Origin of the sequence: Agromyces sp. NPDC057679, from assembly GCF_042799635.1 — a bacterium.
Taxonomy (GTDB): Bacteria; Actinomycetota; Actinomycetes; order Actinomycetales; family Microbacteriaceae; genus Agromyces.
In genome coordinates, this window is record NZ_JBHVIK010000003.1 from 383,115 (window position 1) to 399,668 (window position 16,554).

Here is a 16,554-nt window from a genome sequence, read left to right on the forward strand (position 1 = left end):
CATCGGGCCGGACTCCCAGCCCTGTCTCAGAGCGACCCGGATCAGGAACGACCCGCGTGCCCCGCTCTCTCCGCTTCTTCGCCTGGGCCTCCTTCGTCGCGCAGGTGACGATCATCGCGACCGGCGGCGCGGTGCGCCTCACCGGTTCGGGCCTCGGATGCCCCACCTGGCCCACCTGCACGCCCGAGTCGCTCGTCCCGACCGAGGAGCTCACCTACCACTCGCTCATCGAGTTCGGGAACCGCCTCATGACCGGCGTCGTGGGCATCATCGCGCTCATCGTCTTCCTCCTCGTCTGGCGCATCCGCCGCGAACGGCGCGACCTGTTCGCGCTCTCGTTCATCGTCGGCCTCGGAATCGTCGCCCAGGCGATCGTCGGCGGCATCACCGTCTGGACGGGGCTCAACCCGTTCATCGTCGGCTTCCACTACATCTCCTCGCTCGTGCTCGTCTGCGTGACCGCGGCGTTCCTGGCCCGCATGGACGAGCCGGCGGGTGCGCGCGAGCGCGCCGTGCCCGGCTGGTACGCGGGGCTCGCGCACGCGACGAGCGCGGTGCTCGCGATCTCGATCGTCTTCGGCGTGCTCACCACGGGCTCGGGGCCGCACTCGGGCGACCTCGAGGCCGGACGGACCGGGTTCGACGCCGAGATCCTCGAGCACGTCCACGCCTGGCCCGGCTACCTCCTCCTCGTGCTCACGCTCGTCCTCGTGATCGCAGCCTGGCGGGAGTCGCTGCCGACCCGCGGCTGGGCGATCGCGCTCCTCGGCATCGAGCTCGTGCAGGTCGCGGTCGGCCTCTACCAGGCGCGCAACGGCCTGCCCGTGCTCGCGGTCGGTGTGCACATGGTGCTCGCCGCCCTCACGGCGGCGGCGATGACCCTCGTCATCCTGCGCCTGAAGCGACCGGTGGCCGCCGACGCCGCGGCCTCGGAGTCGAGCGCCGCGGCGACCTCCGCGCGCTGACCCCGCGCCGCGCGCTTCGGCATCTCAGGGGTTCGTCCGCGAACCTCAGGGGGTCCGCCCGATGTCGCGGCGACCCCCGCAGCGGATCGTGGCTTCCGTCCGATGGACAGGAAGGAGCACGATCATGAAGGTCCGAATTCTCGTCATCATCCCGGCCGCCGTCGCCGTGGCGATGCTGACCGGGTGCGGCGGGGGGCAGTCCGACTCCGCTGACGACTCCGCTCCCATCCGCCTCGACCTGCCTGCCGAGGTGTGCGGCATGCCCGACTACATCAGCGAGCAGGCGCCCGAGGGTCTCTGCGAGCCCCCGGCCGGAGCGACGGTCCACGACGACCTCTCGCCCCTCGGCGGCATCCGGGCGCACCTCCGCGCCCCGTGACGCCGTGACGCCCGAGGCCCGAGGCCCGAGGCCCGAGGCCCGGACACGGTCGCGCGCAGCGCGTCAGCGATCGTCCGGGCGCTCGCGGGCCACCCGGTGCGCGAGCCCCGCGAGTTCGACGCGATTCGCCGTGCCGGTCTTCGCGAGCAGGTGCGAGACGTGGGTGCTCACGGTCTTCTCGCTGATCATCAGGGTGCGCGCGATCTCCCCGTAGGTCCGGCCGACGGCGATCAGCTCGAGCACCTCGCGCTCGCGATCGGTCAGACCTGGCAGGGCGGCCGGCGCATCGGATGCCGCGTCCGGCGGCTCGCCGACGGGGATGCGGGCCCGTTCGGCGAGGCCGAGCATCTCGTCCTCCACCGGGCCCGCACCCAGCCGGCGTGCGAGCACGAGCCCATCACGCAGCATCTCGGCACCTCGGAGACGGTCCCGACCACGGCCGAGCAGCGCGTCCGCGGCGCGCCACCGTGCGTAGGCCTCCTCCCAGGGCAGGCCGGCAGCTGCACAGGCCTCCACAGCCGCGGTCCAGGCGGCCGGTTCGTCCTCGCGGATGCGCGCCCGCGCCTGCTCGGCCGCGTAGAGCGCGTCGAAGGCGGTCATCTGCCGCGCCACGAGCGGCGTGACCACGCCGATGTCCCGCAAGGCGCCCGGGAATCGCTCGGCGAGCGCGTCGAGCTCCGCGAGGACCTCGCCCGCGTCGCCGCCGTCGTCCCGGGCAGCGCGGGCGAGGTCGGCGAGCGCGCGGGCTGCGAGCGGGAGCAGCCATTCGCACATGGTCGGTCGAGTGCCCTCCCCCGTCGCCCCTGCCATCGCCGCTTCGAACGCACCACGCGGATCGCCTCCGCCGAGGCGCACCTCGGCCCGGACGGCGTCGAACTCGAATGCGAGGAACGCCGAGCCGTCGGCGAACAGCTCATCCGCTCGCAGCAGGTGCCCCTGCGCCTCGGCGCGGCGACCCTGCAACGATGCGAATCGCGCCGCCGTCAGGCGCGCCGCGACATCGCCCAGCGGACCGGCGTTCGATCCGAGTGCGACGCGAAGGCGCTCCTCGCATTCGGCTCCGCGCCCGATGACGAGCAGGGAGCTCGCTTCGCTCGCGGAGAGCCAGGCGACGTACGCCTGCGGGCCTCCGCGCGCGACGAGCTCGAGCCGGCGCTCGGCCATCCGCTCCGCGAACCACTCCGACGCCCAGGTCTCGACGGCGTTGGCCTCCCACAGGAGGGCATGGACGAATGCCATCCAATCGTGCGCCGAGAGCGCGGCCTCGACCGCCTCACGTCCGTACGAGCTCGCGAGCGGCAGGTCCTCGGCGAACGTCGCCGCCATGGAGGCCGCGGCGAGTGCGTGCGACAGCGCACGCGGATCGTTCGCACCGCGGGCCACGACGATCGCCGCGCGTGCGTGCGCCGCGGCGTCCGGCAGTTCTGCCCACAGTTCGGCGTGGGCGAGCTCGGCCAACGCCAGGGCGTACTCGGCGCTCGACGGATCGGCGTTCGCGCGACGCACGGCCTCGCGCATCGCCCCGACCTCGATGAAGCCCCGCCCGGCCATGAAGCGGAGGTGCATCCGTCGCACCATCAGCTCCGCCGCGACGAGCGGCTCCCCGTCGGAATCGGCCCGCACGAGCAGGGCCTCCACGGCCTCGAGCTCATCGAGCGTGGCGCCCGCGGCCGCCGCGATGGAGCGCTGCCGTCGCAGGAGCGCCCCGCGCCGCGCCTCCGCACCGGGGCCGTCGGGGAGCAGAGCCCGGGCGCGCCGCAGGAGCCGCAGCTGCTCGGCCCACCCGTCGGTGGCGTCGAGCGCATCGGCGGCCCGCATCGCCCAGTCGAGCGCGGACGACGCGTCGCCCGATTCCTCCCGATGGTCGGCGACTGCCACGATCGTCGCCGCGGCCGCCCCGTCGTTCAGTCGCGCTTCGATGGCGTCCGCGAAGCGCCGGTGCAGCTCGCGACGCTCGTCCGCAAGGAGCTGCGCCTCGAGCACCTCGGCATTCAGCGGGTGATGGAACCAGTAGGCGCCGCCCTCGACGACCTCGATCGCTCCGCCCGCCACGGCCTCGTCCAGTCGTCCTCGAATCGGGGCGAGCGCTTCGTCGCCCATCACCTCGGCGAGTTCGTCGGCGCGCATCGGGCGACCGCCGACGGCGAGGACCGTCGCGAGCCGCCGGGTCGGCGCGGACAGGAGGGACCACGACTGCAGCACGGCCGAGCTCAGGGTCGCCGGGAACTCGGTCGGCGCGCTCCGGGCGTCCGGCGGCAGGCCGCCGACCAGCAGCCGGGTGAAGTAGGGATTGCCGCGCCCGTGCCGATGGACGTCGTCGATGAGCGTCTGATGCGGCGGCACGCCCATCAGGCCTTCGATCTGCGCCGCGGTGCCGGCCCGATCGAGCGGTTCGAGCTCGAGTTCCGAGGTGCGCGGCAGCCGTCGGATGTCGGCGAGCCAGCGTTGCAGCGGATGTCCGAGCCCGACCTCGCCCGATCTGAGCGTGGCGATCACGCTCAGCCTCCGCCGCGCGGGTCCCGCGACGAGGTACATCAGTGCGTCGAGCGTGCTCCGGTCGGCCCACTGCACGTCGTCGACCACGAGCACGACGGGCTGCGTCGCGCAGCGACGATCGAGCCATCCGTCGAATCGAATGGTCGCGTCGCGCCCGTCGACGTCGGGGTGGCCGGCGTCGGCGGAGTCGATCGGCTCGCCGATATCGCGCAGGGCGGAGCGGATCGGCAGGAGCGGAATCGACATCGAGGCGAGCGGCAGGCAGGCGCCGATCAGGGTCGTGGTCGGCCGGCCGTCCAGCCCGCAGGCCCGCGCGATCAGCGCAGTCTTGCCGACGCCTGCATCGCCGGAGACGATGAGCGTCTGCGCCTCCTCGGCGGCGGAGCGATCGAGGAGACCCCTGATGAGTTCGAGTTCACGCGCTCGCCCGACGAACACCGGCGATGGCGGCTCGAATGGCCTGGCCACCGTCCCAGTCTGGCACCGAGGGCCGCCTGGATGTCAGGGCGCGTGAACGCGAGCCGCCGATGATCCTAGAAGGGCAGCAGCGGGTCGATGCCGACCGCGAGGAACAGCAGCGACAGGTACGCGATCGAGCCGTGGAAGACCCGCATGGGCGAGACCTGCTCGTGCCGGATCGCGAGGTTGTAGAGGCGGTGCGTCTCGTAGATGAACCACACGCCGGTGACGACCGCGACCGTCGAGTACACGAGTCCCATGTCGGCGATCGGGATGAGCAGCAGGGAGCACGCGACGGTCGCCCATGCGTACAGGATGACCTGCAGCCCGACCTGCGCACGGCCTCGCACGACGGCGAGCATCGGCACGCCGGCGGCCGCGTAGTCGTCCTTGTACTTCATCGAGAGCGGCCAGTAGTGCGGCGGCGTCCAGAGGAAGATGATGAGGAACAGGATGAACGGCGGCCAGCTGAGGTCGCCGGTGACCGCGGCCCAGCCGATGAGCACGGGCATGCAGCCCGCGACGCCGCCCCACACGATGTTCTGCGCGGTGCGGCGCTTGAGGATCAGGCTGTAGAAGACGACGTAGAGCAGGATCGCGCCGAGCGAGAGCGCGGCGGCGAGCCAGTTGGTGAACACCCCGAGCCAGACGATGGATGCCACGCCGAGCCCGTAGGCGAAGACGAGGGCCTCGCGGTCGGTGAGCTCGCCGGTCACGAGCGGGCGCCCCTGCGTGCGCTTCATGACCCGGTCGATGTCGCGGTCGATGTAGCAGTTGAACGCCCCGGCCGAGCCGGCGCTCATCGCGCCGCCGATGAGGGTCGCGATGAGCAGCCACAGGTCGGGCAGGCCCTGCTGGGCGAGGATCATCGTGGGGGCGGTGACGACGAGCAGGAGCTCGATGACCCGCGGCTTGGTGAGCGCGAGGTAGGCGGCGAGCTTGCGCCGAACGGTCATCGCCGGTCGGGCGTCACGGGTGTCTACGGCTGCCTGCATCGTTCCTCTTCCGAAGCGCGCGCGCGAACCATCGCCGGGCCCCGCGCCGCCTCTCGTCGATTCTAGGCCATCCGGCGCGGTACGCCGACGTGGGCATACCAGGCCTCACAAAGGGCATGCTCGAGTGTGAGTCATACCCCGTCATCGCGGGTCACGAACTCCATATACTGAGGAAAGCGCGCTTGGCTGCGCGATCCACGATTCCCCCACACGGCAATCCTCAAGGTCGCACGCCCGGCGGTACCGCGCCGCAACGTCCTCGGCGGGTCGGGGGCCGATCGGTTCCCGTCGCCGTCACGAACGGAAGGAACTGCACCTCGTGGCAACTCTGCACTGGGATCCCATCGACGATCGAGCGGTGGACACCGCACGGGTGCTCGCGGCTGACGCCGTCGAGAAGGTCGGCAACGGCCACCCCGGAACGGCGATGAGCCTCGCCCCGGCCGCCTATCTCCTCTTCCAGAAGGTGATGCGCCGCGACCCCGCCGACCATGCGTGGCTCGGGCGCGACCGCTTCATCCTCTCGGCCGGACACTCGTCGCTCACCCAGTACGTGCAGCTCTATCTCGCCGGCGACGGCCTCGAGCTGGCCGACCTCGAGGCGCTGCGCACCTGGGGCTCCAAGACCCCGGGCCACCCCGAGTACGGCCACACCGACGGCGTCGAGATCACGACGGGCCCGCTCGGCCAGGGGCTCGCCTCCGCCGTCGGATTCGCCTACGCCGCCCGCTACGAGCGCGGGCTCTTCGACCCCGAGACCCCGGCCGGCGAGAGCCCCTTCGACCACTTCGTGTACGTCATCGCGGGCGACGGCGACCTCCAGGAGGGCGTCACCAGCGAGGCGTCCTCGCTCGCCGGCCACCAGCAGCTCGGCAACCTGGTCGTCATCTACGACTCGAACCAGATCTCCATCGAGGACGACACGAACATCGCCTTCACCGAGGATGTGGCGAAGCGCTACGAGTCGTACGGCTGGCACGTGCAGACCGTCGACTGGAAGAAGACGGGCGAGTACGTCGAGGACGTCGCCGAGCTCCACCGCGCCGTCGAGGCGGCGAAGGGCGAGCAGTCCAAGCCCTCGATCATCATCCTGAAGACGATCATCGGCTGGCCGAGCCCCGGCAAGCAGAACACCGGCAAGATCCACGGCTCCGCCCTCGGCGCGGCCGAGCTCGCCGCCACGAAGGAGGTGCTCGGCTTCGACCCCGAGGAGACCTTCGTGGTCGCCGACGACGTCATCGCCCACACCCGTGCCGCCGGTGAGCGCGGCGCGGCGGCGCACGCCGAGTGGCAGCTCGCCTTCGACGCCTGGGCCGCGGCCAACCCCGAGCGCAAGGCCCTCCTCGACCGCCTCGAGGCCGGCGAGCTGCCGGCCGACGTCGAGCAGGTGCTGCCGGTCTTCGAGGGCGGCACCGAGCTGTCGACCCGTGCGGCGTCCGGCAAGGTCATCAACGCCCTCGCCGGCGTCCTCCCCGAGCTGTGGGGCGGCTCGGCCGACCTCGCCGAGTCGAACCTCACGACGATCAACGGCGCGCCGTCGTTCATCCCCGCCGAGTGGTCGACGCACGAGTTCTCGGGCGACCCCTACGGCCGGGTGCTCCACTTCGGCATCCGCGAGCACGCGATGGGCGCGATCGTCAACGGCATCGTCCTGCACGGCCCGACCCGCGCGTTCGGCGGCACCTTCCTCATCTTCAGCGACTACATGCGCCCCTCGGTCCGCCTCGCGGCGCTCATGAAGGTGCCCTCGATCTTCGTCTGGACGCACGACTCCGTCGCCCTCGGCGAGGACGGCCCGACGCACCAGCCGATCGAGCAGCTCGCGACCCTCCGCGCGATCCCGGGCCTCACGGTCGTGCGCCCCGCCGACGCCAACGAGGTCGCCTACGCCTGGCTCGAGGTGCTGAAGCAGCAGGATGCCCCCGCGGGCATCGCGCTGACCCGCCAGAACATCCCGGTGTTCGAGCGGGGCGACGGCGAGGCATCCGGCGACACGCTCGCGAGCGCGTCGCACGTCGCGAAGGGCGCCTACGTGCTCGCCGAGGCCGCCTCGGGCACGCCCGACGTGATCCTCATCGCGACCGGTTCCGAGGTGCAGCTCGCCCTCGCCGCCCGCGAGACGCTCGCCGCCGAGGGCATCGGCGCGCGCGTCGTGTCGGCGCCGAGCCTCGAGTGGTTCGAGGCGCAGCCGGCCGAGTACCGCGAGCAGGTGCTGCCCTCGGGCGTCACCGCGCGCGTCTCGGTCGAGGCCGGCCTCGCGCTGTCGTGGCAGCGCTACCTGGGCACCCGCGGCCGCGCGGTCTCGATCGAGCACTTCGGCGCCTCCGCCGACTACAAGACCCTGTTCCGCGAGTTCGGGATCACGGCCGAGGCCGTCGTCGCCGCCGCGAAGGAATCGCTCGCGTCGGCCTGACGCGAGCACGAAGGAGACATCCCCATGACCACCTCCCGCACCGCCACCCTCTCCGAGGCCGGCGTCAGCATCTGGCTCGACGACCTCTCGCGCGAGCGCATCGCCTCGGGCGACCTCGCCCGCCTCATCGCCGAACGCGATGTCGTCGGCGTCACCACGAACCCGACGATCTTCGCCGGCGCCCTCGCGAAGGGCGACGGCTACGCCGAGCAGCTGCACACGCTCGCCGCCGCCGGCGCCGACGTCGACACCGCGGTCTTCGAGATCACGACCGACGACGTGCGCGCCGCCGCCGACGTGTTCCGCCCCGTCTACGATCGCTCGAACGGGTTCGACGGCCGAGTCTCGATCGAGGTCGCGCCCGGCCTCGCCCGCGACACCGCTGGCACCGTCGCCGAGGCGAAGGCGCTCTGGGCCAAGGTCGACCGTCCGAACGCGATGATCAAGATCCCCGCCACGGTCGAGGGCCTCGAGGCGATCACCGCCGCGATCGGCGCCGGCATCAGCGTGAACGTCACCCTCATCTTCAGCCTCGATCGCTACCGCGAGGTCATCGACGCCTACCTCTCGGGTCTCGAGCAGGCGAAGGCCGCCGGCCACGACCTCTCGACGATCCACTCGGTCGCCTCCTTCTTCGTGTCGCGCGTCGACACCGAGATCGACAAGCGCCTGACCGCGATCGGCACCGACGCGGCGCTCGCGCTGAAGAGCAAGGCCGGCGTCGCGAACGCCCGTCTGGCCTACGAGCTCTTCGAGCAGCAGTTCGCGGGCGAGCGCGCAGCCGCCCTCCTCGCCGCCGGCGCGAACAAGCAGCGCCCCCTGTGGGCCTCGACCGGCGTGAAGGACCCGGCCCTGCCCGACACGCTCTACGTGACCGAGCTCGTCGCACCGGGCGTCGTGAACACGATGCCCGAGAAGACCCTCGAGGCGACGTTCGACCACGGCGTCATCACCGGTGACACGGTGACCGGCGCCTACGCCGGGGCGGGCGAGGTGCTCGACGCGCTCGCCTCCGTCGGCGTCGACTACGACGACGTCACCCTCCTCCTCGAGAACGAGGGCGTCGACAAGTTCATCGTGTCGTGGGGCGAACTGCTCGACAGCGTCCGCACCGCGCTGGAGGCTGCACGATGAGCTTCCGCATCTCGGTCGGCGGCGCCGCCGCCGACGCCGTGCGCCGCACGGTGCCCGCGCTGGTCGCCGACCTCGTCGCGAGCGGCATCACCGCGCAGGACGCGGCGCTCTGGGGCGCCGCAGCCGAAGACGAGGCCTCGAAGCGTCTCGGGTGGACGGAGGCGGTCGCGATCTCGCGCCCGCTCGTGGCCGAGATCGAGGCCCTCCGCGTCGAGCTCGAGGACGCGGGCGTCGACCACATCGTGCTCGGCGGCATGGGCGGCTCCTCGCTCGCCCCCGAGGTCATCACCCGGACCGCCCGCGTCGACCTCACCGTGCTCGACTCGACCGAGCCCGGACAGGTGCTCGCCGCCCTCGCCGACCGCCTCGCGACGACCGCGCTCGTGATCTCGTCGAAGTCGGGCTCGACGGTCGAGACCGACAGCCAGCGCCGCGCCTACGAGCAGGCCTTCCGCGACGCGGGCATCGACCCCGTCGAGCGCATCGTCATCGTCACCGACCCCGGTTCACCGCTCGACGAGTCGGCCCGCGCCGCGGGCTACCGGGTGTTCAACGCCGACCCGAACGTCGGCGGCCGCTACTCCGCGCTCACGGCGTTCGGCCTCGTGCCCTCGGGCCTCGCGGGCGTCGACATCTCGGAGATCCTCGACGAGGCCGAGACCATCGAGCTCTCGCTCGCCATCGACACCGAGGAGAACCCCGGGCTCGTGCTCGGCGCGGCGATCGCCGCCACGTCGCCGCTCCGCGACAAGCTCGGCATCGTCGCGGACGGCACGCACATCGTCGGCCTCCCCGACTGGGCCGAGCAGCTCATCGCCGAGTCCACGGGCAAGGAGGGCACCGGCATCCTGCCCGTCGTGCTCGAGACGACCGCCCCCGAGCTCGACGGCTCGCTGCCCGACGTGCAGATCGTGCGCCTGGTCGACGACGCGGGCGAGGAGCTCTTCCGTCGCGACGACTCGGACGACATCCTCGTCTCGGGCACGCTCGGCGCGCAGCTGCTCGTCTGGGAGTACGCGACCGCGGTCGCCGGCCGCCTGCTCGGCATCAACCCCTTCGACCAGCCCGACGTCGAGTCGGCGAAGATCGCCGCACGCGGCCTCCTCGACGCACGCCCCGCGCCCGAGCCCGCGGCCTTCGTCGCCGACGGCATCGAGGTGCGCGGCACGCCCGAGGTCATCGGCGCCTCGAGCGACCTGGCCTCGGCGATCGAGGTGCTCCTCGAGGAGCTGCCGGCGAACGGGTACCTCTCGATCCAGGCGTACGTCGACCGGGTCGCGCACCCCGAGCTCGCGCAGCTGCGCGACCTCCTCGCGGCGCGCGCAGGACGACCGGTCACCTTCGGCTGGGGCCCGCGGTTCCTTCACTCGACCGGCCAGTTCCACAAGGGCGGCCCCGCCGTCGGCGTGTTCCTCCAGATCACGCAGGCGCCCGTCACCGACCTCGCCATCCCCGAGCGCCCGTTCAGCTTCGGCGAGCTCATCGCCGCACAGGCGTCCGGTGACGCGAGCGTCCTCGCCGAGCACGGCCGCCCCGTGCTCACGCTGACGCTCACCGACCCGGCCGCGAACATCCCGGCGCTCGTCGACGCCGTCGGCTGACCGACGAAAGGACCCGAATTGGCTTCGGCAGAGATCTCGGCGCAGCACAACCCGCTCCGATCACCGAAGGACTATCGCCTCAACCGCATCGCGGGGCCCTCGGGCCTCATCATCTTCGGCGTCACGGGCGACCTGTCGCGCAAGAAGCTGATGCCCGCGGTCTACGACCTCGCGAACCGGGGGCTCCTGCCCCCGGGCTTCGCGCTCGTGGGCTTCGCGCGCCGTGATTGGGTCGACCAGGACTTCGCCCAGGTCGTGCACGACTCGGTGAAGAAGTACGCCCGCACCGAGTTCCGCGAGGACGTCTGGCAGCAGCTCGCGCGGGGCATCCGCTTCGTCACCGGCACCTTCGACGACGACGACGCCTTCGACCGTCTGCGTTCCGTCGTCGAGGAGCTCGACGCGAAGCGCGGGACGATGGGCAACCATGCGTTCTACCTCTCGATCCCGCCGAAGTCGTTCCCGCTCGTCACCGAGCAGCTCAAGCGCTCGGGGCTCACGGAGCAGCGCGACGGCCAGTGGCGTCGCGTCGTCATCGAGAAGCCGTTCGGCTCCGACCTGCAGACGGCCCGTGAGCTCAACGACGTGGTGGCGAGCGTGTTCCCGCCCGACTCGGTGTTCCGCATCGACCACTACCTCGGCAAGGAGACGGTCCAGAACATCCTCGCGCTGCGCTTCGCGAACCAGCTCTACGAGCCCATCTGGAACGCGAACTACGTCGACCACGTGCAGATCACCATGGCCGAGGACATCGGCGTCGGCGGTCGCGCGGGCTACTACGACGGCATCGGCGCAGCACGCGACGTCATCCAGAACCACCTGCTGCAGCTGCTCGCGCTCACCGCGATGGAGGAGCCGATCTCGTTCGACGCGGCCGACCTGCGCGCCGAGAAGGAGAAGATCCTCGCGGCTGTGCGACTGCCCGACGACCTCGCGACCGGCACCGCCCGCGGGCAGTACGCGGGCGGCTGGCAGGGCGGCGAGAAGGTCATCGGCTTCCTCGACGAGGACGGCATGAACCCCGAGTCGACGACCGAGACCTACGCGGCGATGAAGCTCCTCATCGGCACGCGCCGGTGGGCGGGCGTGCCGTTCTACCTCCGTGCCGGCAAGCGGCTCGGCCGTCGCGTCACCGAGATCGCGGTCGTCTTCAAGCGCGCGCCTCAGCAGGTGTTCGCCGACAGCCAGACCTCCGAGCTCGGCCAGAACGCGCTCGTGATCCGGGTGCAGCCCGACGAGGGCGTCACCATCCGGTTCGGGTCGAAGGTCCCGGGCGCCGGCATGCAGGTGCGCGACGTGACCATGGACTTCGGCTACGGACACGCCTTCACCGAGGCGAGCCCCGAGGCCTACGAGCGCCTCATCCTCGACGTGCTGCTCGGCGACCCGCCGCTCTTCCCGCGTCAGGAGGAGGTCGAGCTCAGCTGGAAGATCCTCGACCCGATCGAGGAGTTCTGGGCGACACAGGGGCAGCCCGAGCAGTACCGGCCCGGCACCTGGGGCCCGAGCTCGGCCGATGAGCTGCTCGCACGAGACGGACGGAGCTGGAGGCGCCCATGATCGTCGAACTTCCCGACACCACCACGAGCCAGGTCTCGAAGGCCCTCGTGAAGATCCGCGAGGACGGCGGCGTCGTCGCCCTCGGACGGGTACTCACTCTCGTCATCGCCACCTCCCCCGGCCAGGAGGAGGAGGCGATCGAAGCAGCGAACGACGCGTCGCGCGAGCATCCGATGCGCGTCATCGTCGTCTCGATCGAACCGGGCACCGCCACCTCGGACGTGGCGCCGCGCCTCGACGCGGAGATCCGGGTCGGCGGCGACGCCGGCGCGAGCGAGGTCATCGTGCTCCGCGCGAGCGGCGACGCCGCCCGCGACGAGGAGAGCCTCGTGATGGGGCTGCTGCTTCCGGATGCCCCGGTCGTCACCTGGTGGCCAGGCGAGGCGCCGGCCGTGCCCGGTCGTTCACCGCTCGGTCGCATCGCGCAGCGACGCATCACGGATGCCTCGGCGCAGCCCGACCCGCAGGCCGCACTGCATGCCCTCGCCGGCAGCTACACCCCCGGCGACGCCGACTTCGCGTGGACGAGGCTGACGCTGTGGCGCGCCCAGCTGGCCGCCGTGCTCGATCAGCCGCCGTACGAGCCGATCACGAAGGTGCACGTGAGCGGCGCGATCGATTCGCCGTCGACCACGCTGCTCGGCGCATGGCTGCGACTCCAGTTGCGCTGCGCGACCGGCGTCGAGCTCACCTCCGTCGAAGACGGCTCGCACGGCATCCACGGCGTGCAGCTCGAACGCGCGAGCGGCCTGGTCGAGCTCGTCCGCGACGTCCCCGGCATCGCGACGCTCCGCCAGCCCGACCAGCCGCTGCACGACGTCGCGCTGCCCCGGCGCAGTCTTCGCGACTGCCTCGCCGACGAGCTGCGCCGCCTCGACCCCGACGAGCTGTACGGTGAAGTGATCGCGAAGGGGCTGGCGCTCCTCGACGGAGCCCAGGAGGTCACTGCGTGACGAACGAACGGCGGGTGCTCGTGCACCCCGACAAGGCCACGCTGGCCGGCGCGGTCGCGGCCCGCTTCATCACGAAGACGCTCGACCTCCTCGACGCGCAACCGGTCGTGCACATCGTGCTGACCGGCGGGTCGATGGGCTCGGCGGTGCTCGAGGCGGTCGCCTCCTCCCCCGCGCGCATGTCGATCGACTGGTCGCGCGTGCACTTCTGGTGGGGTGACGAGCGCTGGGTGCCCGCGGGCGACGCCGAACGCAACGACCGGCAGTCGCGCGACGCCCTGCTCGACGACCTCGATCTCCCCGCAGCGAACCTGCACCCGTTCCCGGCCTCCGACTCGGGGCTGACCCTCGACGAGGCCGCCACGGCGTATGCGGCCGAGCTCGCCGAGCACGCCGCCGACGGTCTCGCGCACCCCGCCTTCGACATCACCTTCCTCGGGGTCGGCCCCGACGGGCACATCGCCTCGCTGTTCCCGCATCGCTCGGGCATCGCCGTCACCGACCAGACCGTCATCGCGGTACGCGAGTCGCCGAAGCCGCCGCCCGAGCGGCTCAGCCTCACCCGCCCGGTGCTCAACAGCTCGCAGCGGGTGTGGATGGTGCTCGCCGGCGCCGACAAGGCCTCGGCGCTGGGTCTCGCCCTCGCGGGTGCGAGCCGCGACGAGGTGCCCGTCGCCGGGATCAAGGGGCGTCGCCGCACGGTGTTCTTCGTCGATCGCGACGCCGCGGCCGAGGTGCCCGAGGCGCTCATCGCCCGCGACTACTGAACGTCGCAGCCGGACGACATGACGAGAGCGGGGCGGGCCATTCGGCCCGCCCCGCTCTCGTCGTTCGTCGTGCGACCGGTGGTCAGTCTTTCGGCGCCTGCCCGCGGCGGGCGCGGAGCTGGGTGAGCGCGTCGTCGAGCAGCTGAGCGGCCTCGTCTTCGGTGCGGCGCTCCTTCACGTAGGCGAGGTGCGTCTTGTAGGGCTCGAGCTTCGAGACCGACGGCGGGTTCTCGCGGTCGCGGCCGGCCGGAAGCCCGGTGGACGGGCTGTCGATGACCTCGGGGATCTCCTCGTCGGGGAGGCTCGCCGCGAAGTAGCGCACGGTCTCATTGCCCTGGGCGTCCCAGTAGCTGACGGCGACACGATCGGCGTGGAAGCCGCGATCCTGCTCGCCCATGGGACCGGCCCCGACGCGGGACCCGCGAATGGCGCTGTTGCCTGATGCCATCTCGACTCCTCGTCAGATTCCGGCGTCGAACTTGGTGATCAGCCCGAGCACCACGATGCAGGTGACCCAGATCAGTCCGAGGATCACCGTGATGCGGTTCAGGTTGCGCTCGGCGACGCCGGAGGCGCCGAGGCTCGAGGTGACGCCGCCGCCGAACATGTCGGACAGACCGCCACCACGGCCCTTGTGCAGCAGGATGAGCAGCGTCAGCAGGAGGCTCGTGAGACCGAGCAGCACCTGCAGGACGACCTGGAGAATCTCCACGGTGAACCTTTCCGGGCACGACGCAGGGGGTCGATGCCGCCAATCAGACTATCAGCACAGCCGAGTTTAGCCGGGCGAAACCTCGGGTCGGGGCGGATCGCCCCGACCCGATCGGGTCACGCGCCGACGTGCTTCTTGAAACGGACGATGCTCGAGAACTCGTCGATGTCGAGGCTCGCACCGCCGACGAGCGCGCCGTCGACGTTGGGCTCGCGGAGGAAGGAGGCGATGTTCGCCGCCTTCACCGAGCCGCCGTAGAGGACGCGCGTCGCCGAGGCGAGCTCCTCCCCCGCGATCTCGACGAGGACGGCGCGCAGCGCGGCCGCGACCTGCTCGGCCTGGGCCGGCGTCGCCGCCTGGCCGGAACCGATCGCCCAGACCGGCTCGTAGGCGACGACGAGCCCCTTCGAGACGTCGACGCCCTCGAGTGCGGCACGCAGCTGCGCGACCGGCACGGCGCTCGCACCGTGCTGCTCGAGGTCTTCGGCCGTCTCGCCGACGCAGAGCACCGGGACGAGGCCGTGGCGGTGCGCGGCGACGACCTTCGCGTTCACGTCGGCATCGGTCTCGGCGTGCAGCGTGCGGCGCTCGGAGTGGCCGATGATCACGTAGGCGCAGTCGAGCTGCTTCAGGAAGGCGCCCGAGATCTCGCCCGTGTAGGCGCCCGAGTCGTGCTTCGAGATGTCCTGCGCCCCGTAGCCGATGGGCAGCGAGTCGGCGGCCACGAGCGTCTGCACGCTGCGGAGGTCGGTGAACGGCGGGAACACCGCGACCTCGGCGTCGGCGAAGTCGTGCTTCGCGTCCGACAGCGCCCAGGCGAGCTTCTGCACGAACGCGATCGACTGCAGGTGGTCGAGGTTCATCTTCCAGTTTCCTGCGATGAACGGGGTGCGCTTCACTGCCATCCGAGGACCTCCAGTCCGGGGAGCTTCTTACCCTCGAGGAACTCGAGGCTCGCGCCCCCGCCCGTCGAGATGTGTCCGAATCGATCGTCGGCGAATCCGAGCTGGCGCACGGCCGCAGCCGAGTCGCCGCCGCCGACCACGCTGAGGCCGTCGACCTCGGTGAGGGCCTCCGCGACCGCGCGAGTGCCCGCGGCGTAGGGGGCGAGTTCGAAGACGCCCATCGGGCCGTTCCAGAACACCGTCTTCGAGTCGCGCACCTGCGCGGCGAAGGCCGCCGCCGTGTCGGGCCCGATGTCGAGTCCGAGGCCGGATGACCCGAACGGCGTGTCCTCGATCGCGTCCGCCGGGGCGACCACGTGCTCGGCGTCCGCCGAGAAGGCGGCCGCGACGACGACGTCGCTCGGCAGCACCAGCTCGACGCCGCGCTCAGCTGCCTCCGCGAGGTAGCCCTTCACGGTGTCGATCTGGTCGGCCTCGAGCAGGCTCGCGGCGACCTTGTGGCCCTGGGCGGCGAGGAAGGTGAACAGCATGCCGCCGCCGATCAGGAGGCGGTCGACGCGCGGCAGCAGGTGTGCGATGACGCCGAGCTTGTCGGAGACCTTCGACCCGCCGAGCACGACCGTGTAGGGGCGCTCGGGGTTCTCGGTGAGGCGGTCGAGCACGTCGAGCTCGGCCGCGATGAGCAGGCCGGCGGCGCTCGGTCGCAGCTCGGCGAGCTCGTAGACGCTCGCCTGCTTGCGGTGCACGACGCCGAAGCCGTCGGAGACGACCGCGTCGGCGAATGCCGCGAGTTCGCCCGCGAACGCGGTGCGCTCGGCCTCGTTCTTCGAGGTCTCGCCAGGGTTGAACCGCAGGTTCTCGAGCACGAGCACCTCGCCGTCGGCGAGGGCGGCGGCCTTGGCCGTGGCATCCTCACCGACGGTGTCGGTCGCGAAGGCGACCGGGGCGTCGAGCAGCTCGCCGAGTCGCGCCGCGACCGGGGCGAGGCTGTAGCGCTCGTCGGGGGCGCCCTCGGGGCGGCCGAGGTGGGAGACCACGATCACGCGGGCGCCCTGCCCGAGGAGGGCCTGGATGGTGGGGACCGACGCCCGCACGCGGCCGTCGTCCGTGATGACCCCGTCCCGCAGGGGGACATTGAGGTCGCAACGGACGACGACGCGCTTGCCGGCGAGCGGACCGAGGGAATCGATCGTTCGCAGGGTCATTCAGTGTTCT

The 16,554-nt window shown here is 71.7% G+C and carries 14 protein-coding genes; 8 read left to right on the forward strand and 6 right to left on the reverse strand.

From position 1 onward, the window contains the following. The first annotated feature begins 56 nt into the window (after positions 1–56). Together ACFVAJ_RS14775 and ACFVAJ_RS14780 are read left to right on the forward strand one after the other, a co-directional pair. A complete protein-coding gene (locus ACFVAJ_RS14775) occupies positions 57–965 on the forward strand; it encodes a heme A synthase (RefSeq protein ID WP_376945354.1) in 909 nt (302 codons plus the stop codon). Positions 966–1,089: 124 nt separating this feature from the next. Beyond that, positions 1,090–1,344 (forward strand): hypothetical protein, encoded by a 255-nt coding sequence (locus ACFVAJ_RS14780; protein ID WP_376945356.1) that lies wholly within the window; start codon positions 1,090–1,092, stop codon positions 1,342–1,344. A gap of 63 nt (positions 1,345–1,407) precedes the next feature. On the opposite strand, the gene ACFVAJ_RS14785 is transcribed toward ACFVAJ_RS14780, so the two are convergent. Both ACFVAJ_RS14785 and ACFVAJ_RS14790 read right to left on the reverse strand, forming a co-directional pair. Then, positions 1,408–4,308: an AAA family ATPase gene (locus tag ACFVAJ_RS14785; RefSeq protein ID WP_376945358.1), complete on the reverse strand. Its 2,901-nt coding sequence runs from the start codon at positions 4,306–4,308 to the stop codon at positions 1,408–1,410. A 65-nt stretch (positions 4,309–4,373) separates the two neighbouring features. Further along, positions 4,374–5,294 carry a heme o synthase gene (locus ACFVAJ_RS14790; RefSeq protein ID WP_376945360.1) on the reverse strand — a complete coding sequence of 307 codons (921 nt, stop codon included), beginning with the start codon at positions 5,292–5,294 and terminating at the stop codon, positions 4,374–4,376. A 319-nt stretch (positions 5,295–5,613) separates the two neighbouring features. Between ACFVAJ_RS14790 and tkt the strand changes: the two genes are divergently transcribed. From tkt to pgl, 6 genes are read left to right on the forward strand one after another with little or no spacing between them, the layout of a single operon-like run. Further along, positions 5,614–7,707, forward strand: a complete 2,094-nt coding sequence (gene tkt, locus ACFVAJ_RS14795; protein WP_376945362.1) for a transketolase — start codon at positions 5,614–5,616, stop codon at positions 7,705–7,707. 24 nt (positions 7,708–7,731) lie between these two features. Beyond that, the gene (gene tal / locus ACFVAJ_RS14800) at positions 7,732–8,841 is read left to right on the forward strand and encodes a transaldolase (protein WP_376945364.1); all 1,110 of its coding nucleotides are present in this window, start codon (positions 7,732–7,734) and stop codon (positions 8,839–8,841) included. Beyond that, positions 8,838–10,442 carry a glucose-6-phosphate isomerase gene (locus tag ACFVAJ_RS14805; protein WP_376945366.1) on the forward strand — a complete coding sequence of 535 codons (1,605 nt, stop codon included), beginning with the start codon at positions 8,838–8,840 and terminating at the stop codon, positions 10,440–10,442. The genes tal and ACFVAJ_RS14805 overlap by 4 nt, the downstream gene beginning before the upstream one ends. An 18-nt stretch (positions 10,443–10,460) precedes the next feature. Then, positions 10,461–12,002 carry a glucose-6-phosphate dehydrogenase gene (zwf, locus tag ACFVAJ_RS14810; RefSeq protein ID WP_376945368.1) on the forward strand — a complete coding sequence of 514 codons (1,542 nt, stop codon included), beginning with the start codon at positions 10,461–10,463 and terminating at the stop codon, positions 12,000–12,002. Then, positions 11,999–12,955 (forward strand): glucose-6-phosphate dehydrogenase assembly protein OpcA, encoded by a 957-nt coding sequence (locus tag ACFVAJ_RS14815; protein WP_376945370.1) that lies wholly within the window; start codon positions 11,999–12,001, stop codon positions 12,953–12,955. The genes zwf and ACFVAJ_RS14815 overlap by 4 nt, the downstream gene beginning before the upstream one ends. Continuing rightward, positions 12,952–13,722 carry a 6-phosphogluconolactonase gene (gene pgl / locus ACFVAJ_RS14820; RefSeq protein WP_376945372.1) on the forward strand — a complete coding sequence of 257 codons (771 nt, stop codon included), beginning with the start codon at positions 12,952–12,954 and terminating at the stop codon, positions 13,720–13,722. Before ACFVAJ_RS14815 ends, pgl begins: the two co-directional genes overlap by 4 nt. 82 nt (positions 13,723–13,804) lie before the next feature. Here the strand turns inward: pgl and ACFVAJ_RS14825 are convergent, their stop codons facing one another. The 4 genes from ACFVAJ_RS14825 to ACFVAJ_RS14840 form a co-directional block, all read right to left on the reverse strand. Next, on the reverse strand, positions 13,805–14,170 hold the full coding sequence (locus ACFVAJ_RS14825; RefSeq protein ID WP_376945375.1) for an RNA polymerase-binding protein RbpA: 366 nt from the start codon (positions 14,168–14,170) through the stop codon (positions 13,805–13,807). Between the two features lie 12 nt (positions 14,171–14,182). Continuing rightward, entirely contained in the window at positions 14,183–14,434 is a 252-nt protein-coding gene (gene secG / locus ACFVAJ_RS14830) for a preprotein translocase subunit SecG (protein WP_022888045.1), read from the reverse strand. A 116-nt stretch (positions 14,435–14,550) separates the two neighbouring features. Next, entirely contained in the window at positions 14,551–15,339 is a 789-nt protein-coding gene (gene tpiA, locus ACFVAJ_RS14835) for a triose-phosphate isomerase (protein ID WP_376945377.1), read from the reverse strand. After that, on the reverse strand, positions 15,330–16,544 hold the full coding sequence (locus ACFVAJ_RS14840; protein ID WP_376945379.1) for a phosphoglycerate kinase: 1,215 nt from the start codon (positions 16,542–16,544) through the stop codon (positions 15,330–15,332). The genes tpiA and ACFVAJ_RS14840 overlap by 10 nt, the downstream gene beginning before the upstream one ends. Positions 16,545–16,554 lie beyond the last annotated feature (10 nt).

Excerpts from the sequence above, each read along its gene's own strand:
- ACFVAJ_RS14780 (WP_376945356.1), top strand. The coding sequence starts at position 1,090 with ATGAAGGTCCGAATTCTCGTCATCATCCCGGCCGCCGTCGCCGTGGCG.
- ACFVAJ_RS14790 (WP_376945360.1), bottom strand. The coding sequence starts at position 5,294 with ATGCAGGCAGCCGTAGACACCCGTGACGCCCGACCGGCGATGACCGTT.
- tal (WP_376945364.1), top strand. The coding sequence starts at position 7,732 with ATGACCACCTCCCGCACCGCCACCCTCTCCGAGGCCGGCGTCAGCATC.
- ACFVAJ_RS14805 (WP_376945366.1), top strand. The coding sequence starts at position 8,838 with ATGAGCTTCCGCATCTCGGTCGGCGGCGCCGCCGCCGACGCCGTGCGC.
- ACFVAJ_RS14815 (WP_376945370.1), top strand. The coding sequence starts at position 11,999 with ATGATCGTCGAACTTCCCGACACCACCACGAGCCAGGTCTCGAAGGCC.
- ACFVAJ_RS14825 (WP_376945375.1), bottom strand. The coding sequence starts at position 14,170 with ATGGCATCAGGCAACAGCGCCATTCGCGGGTCCCGCGTCGGGGCCGGT.
- tpiA (WP_376945377.1), bottom strand. The coding sequence starts at position 15,339 with ATGGCAGTGAAGCGCACCCCGTTCATCGCAGGAAACTGGAAGATGAAC.
- ACFVAJ_RS14840 (WP_376945379.1), bottom strand. The coding sequence starts at position 16,544 with ATGACCCTGCGAACGATCGATTCCCTCGGTCCGCTCGCCGGCAAGCGC.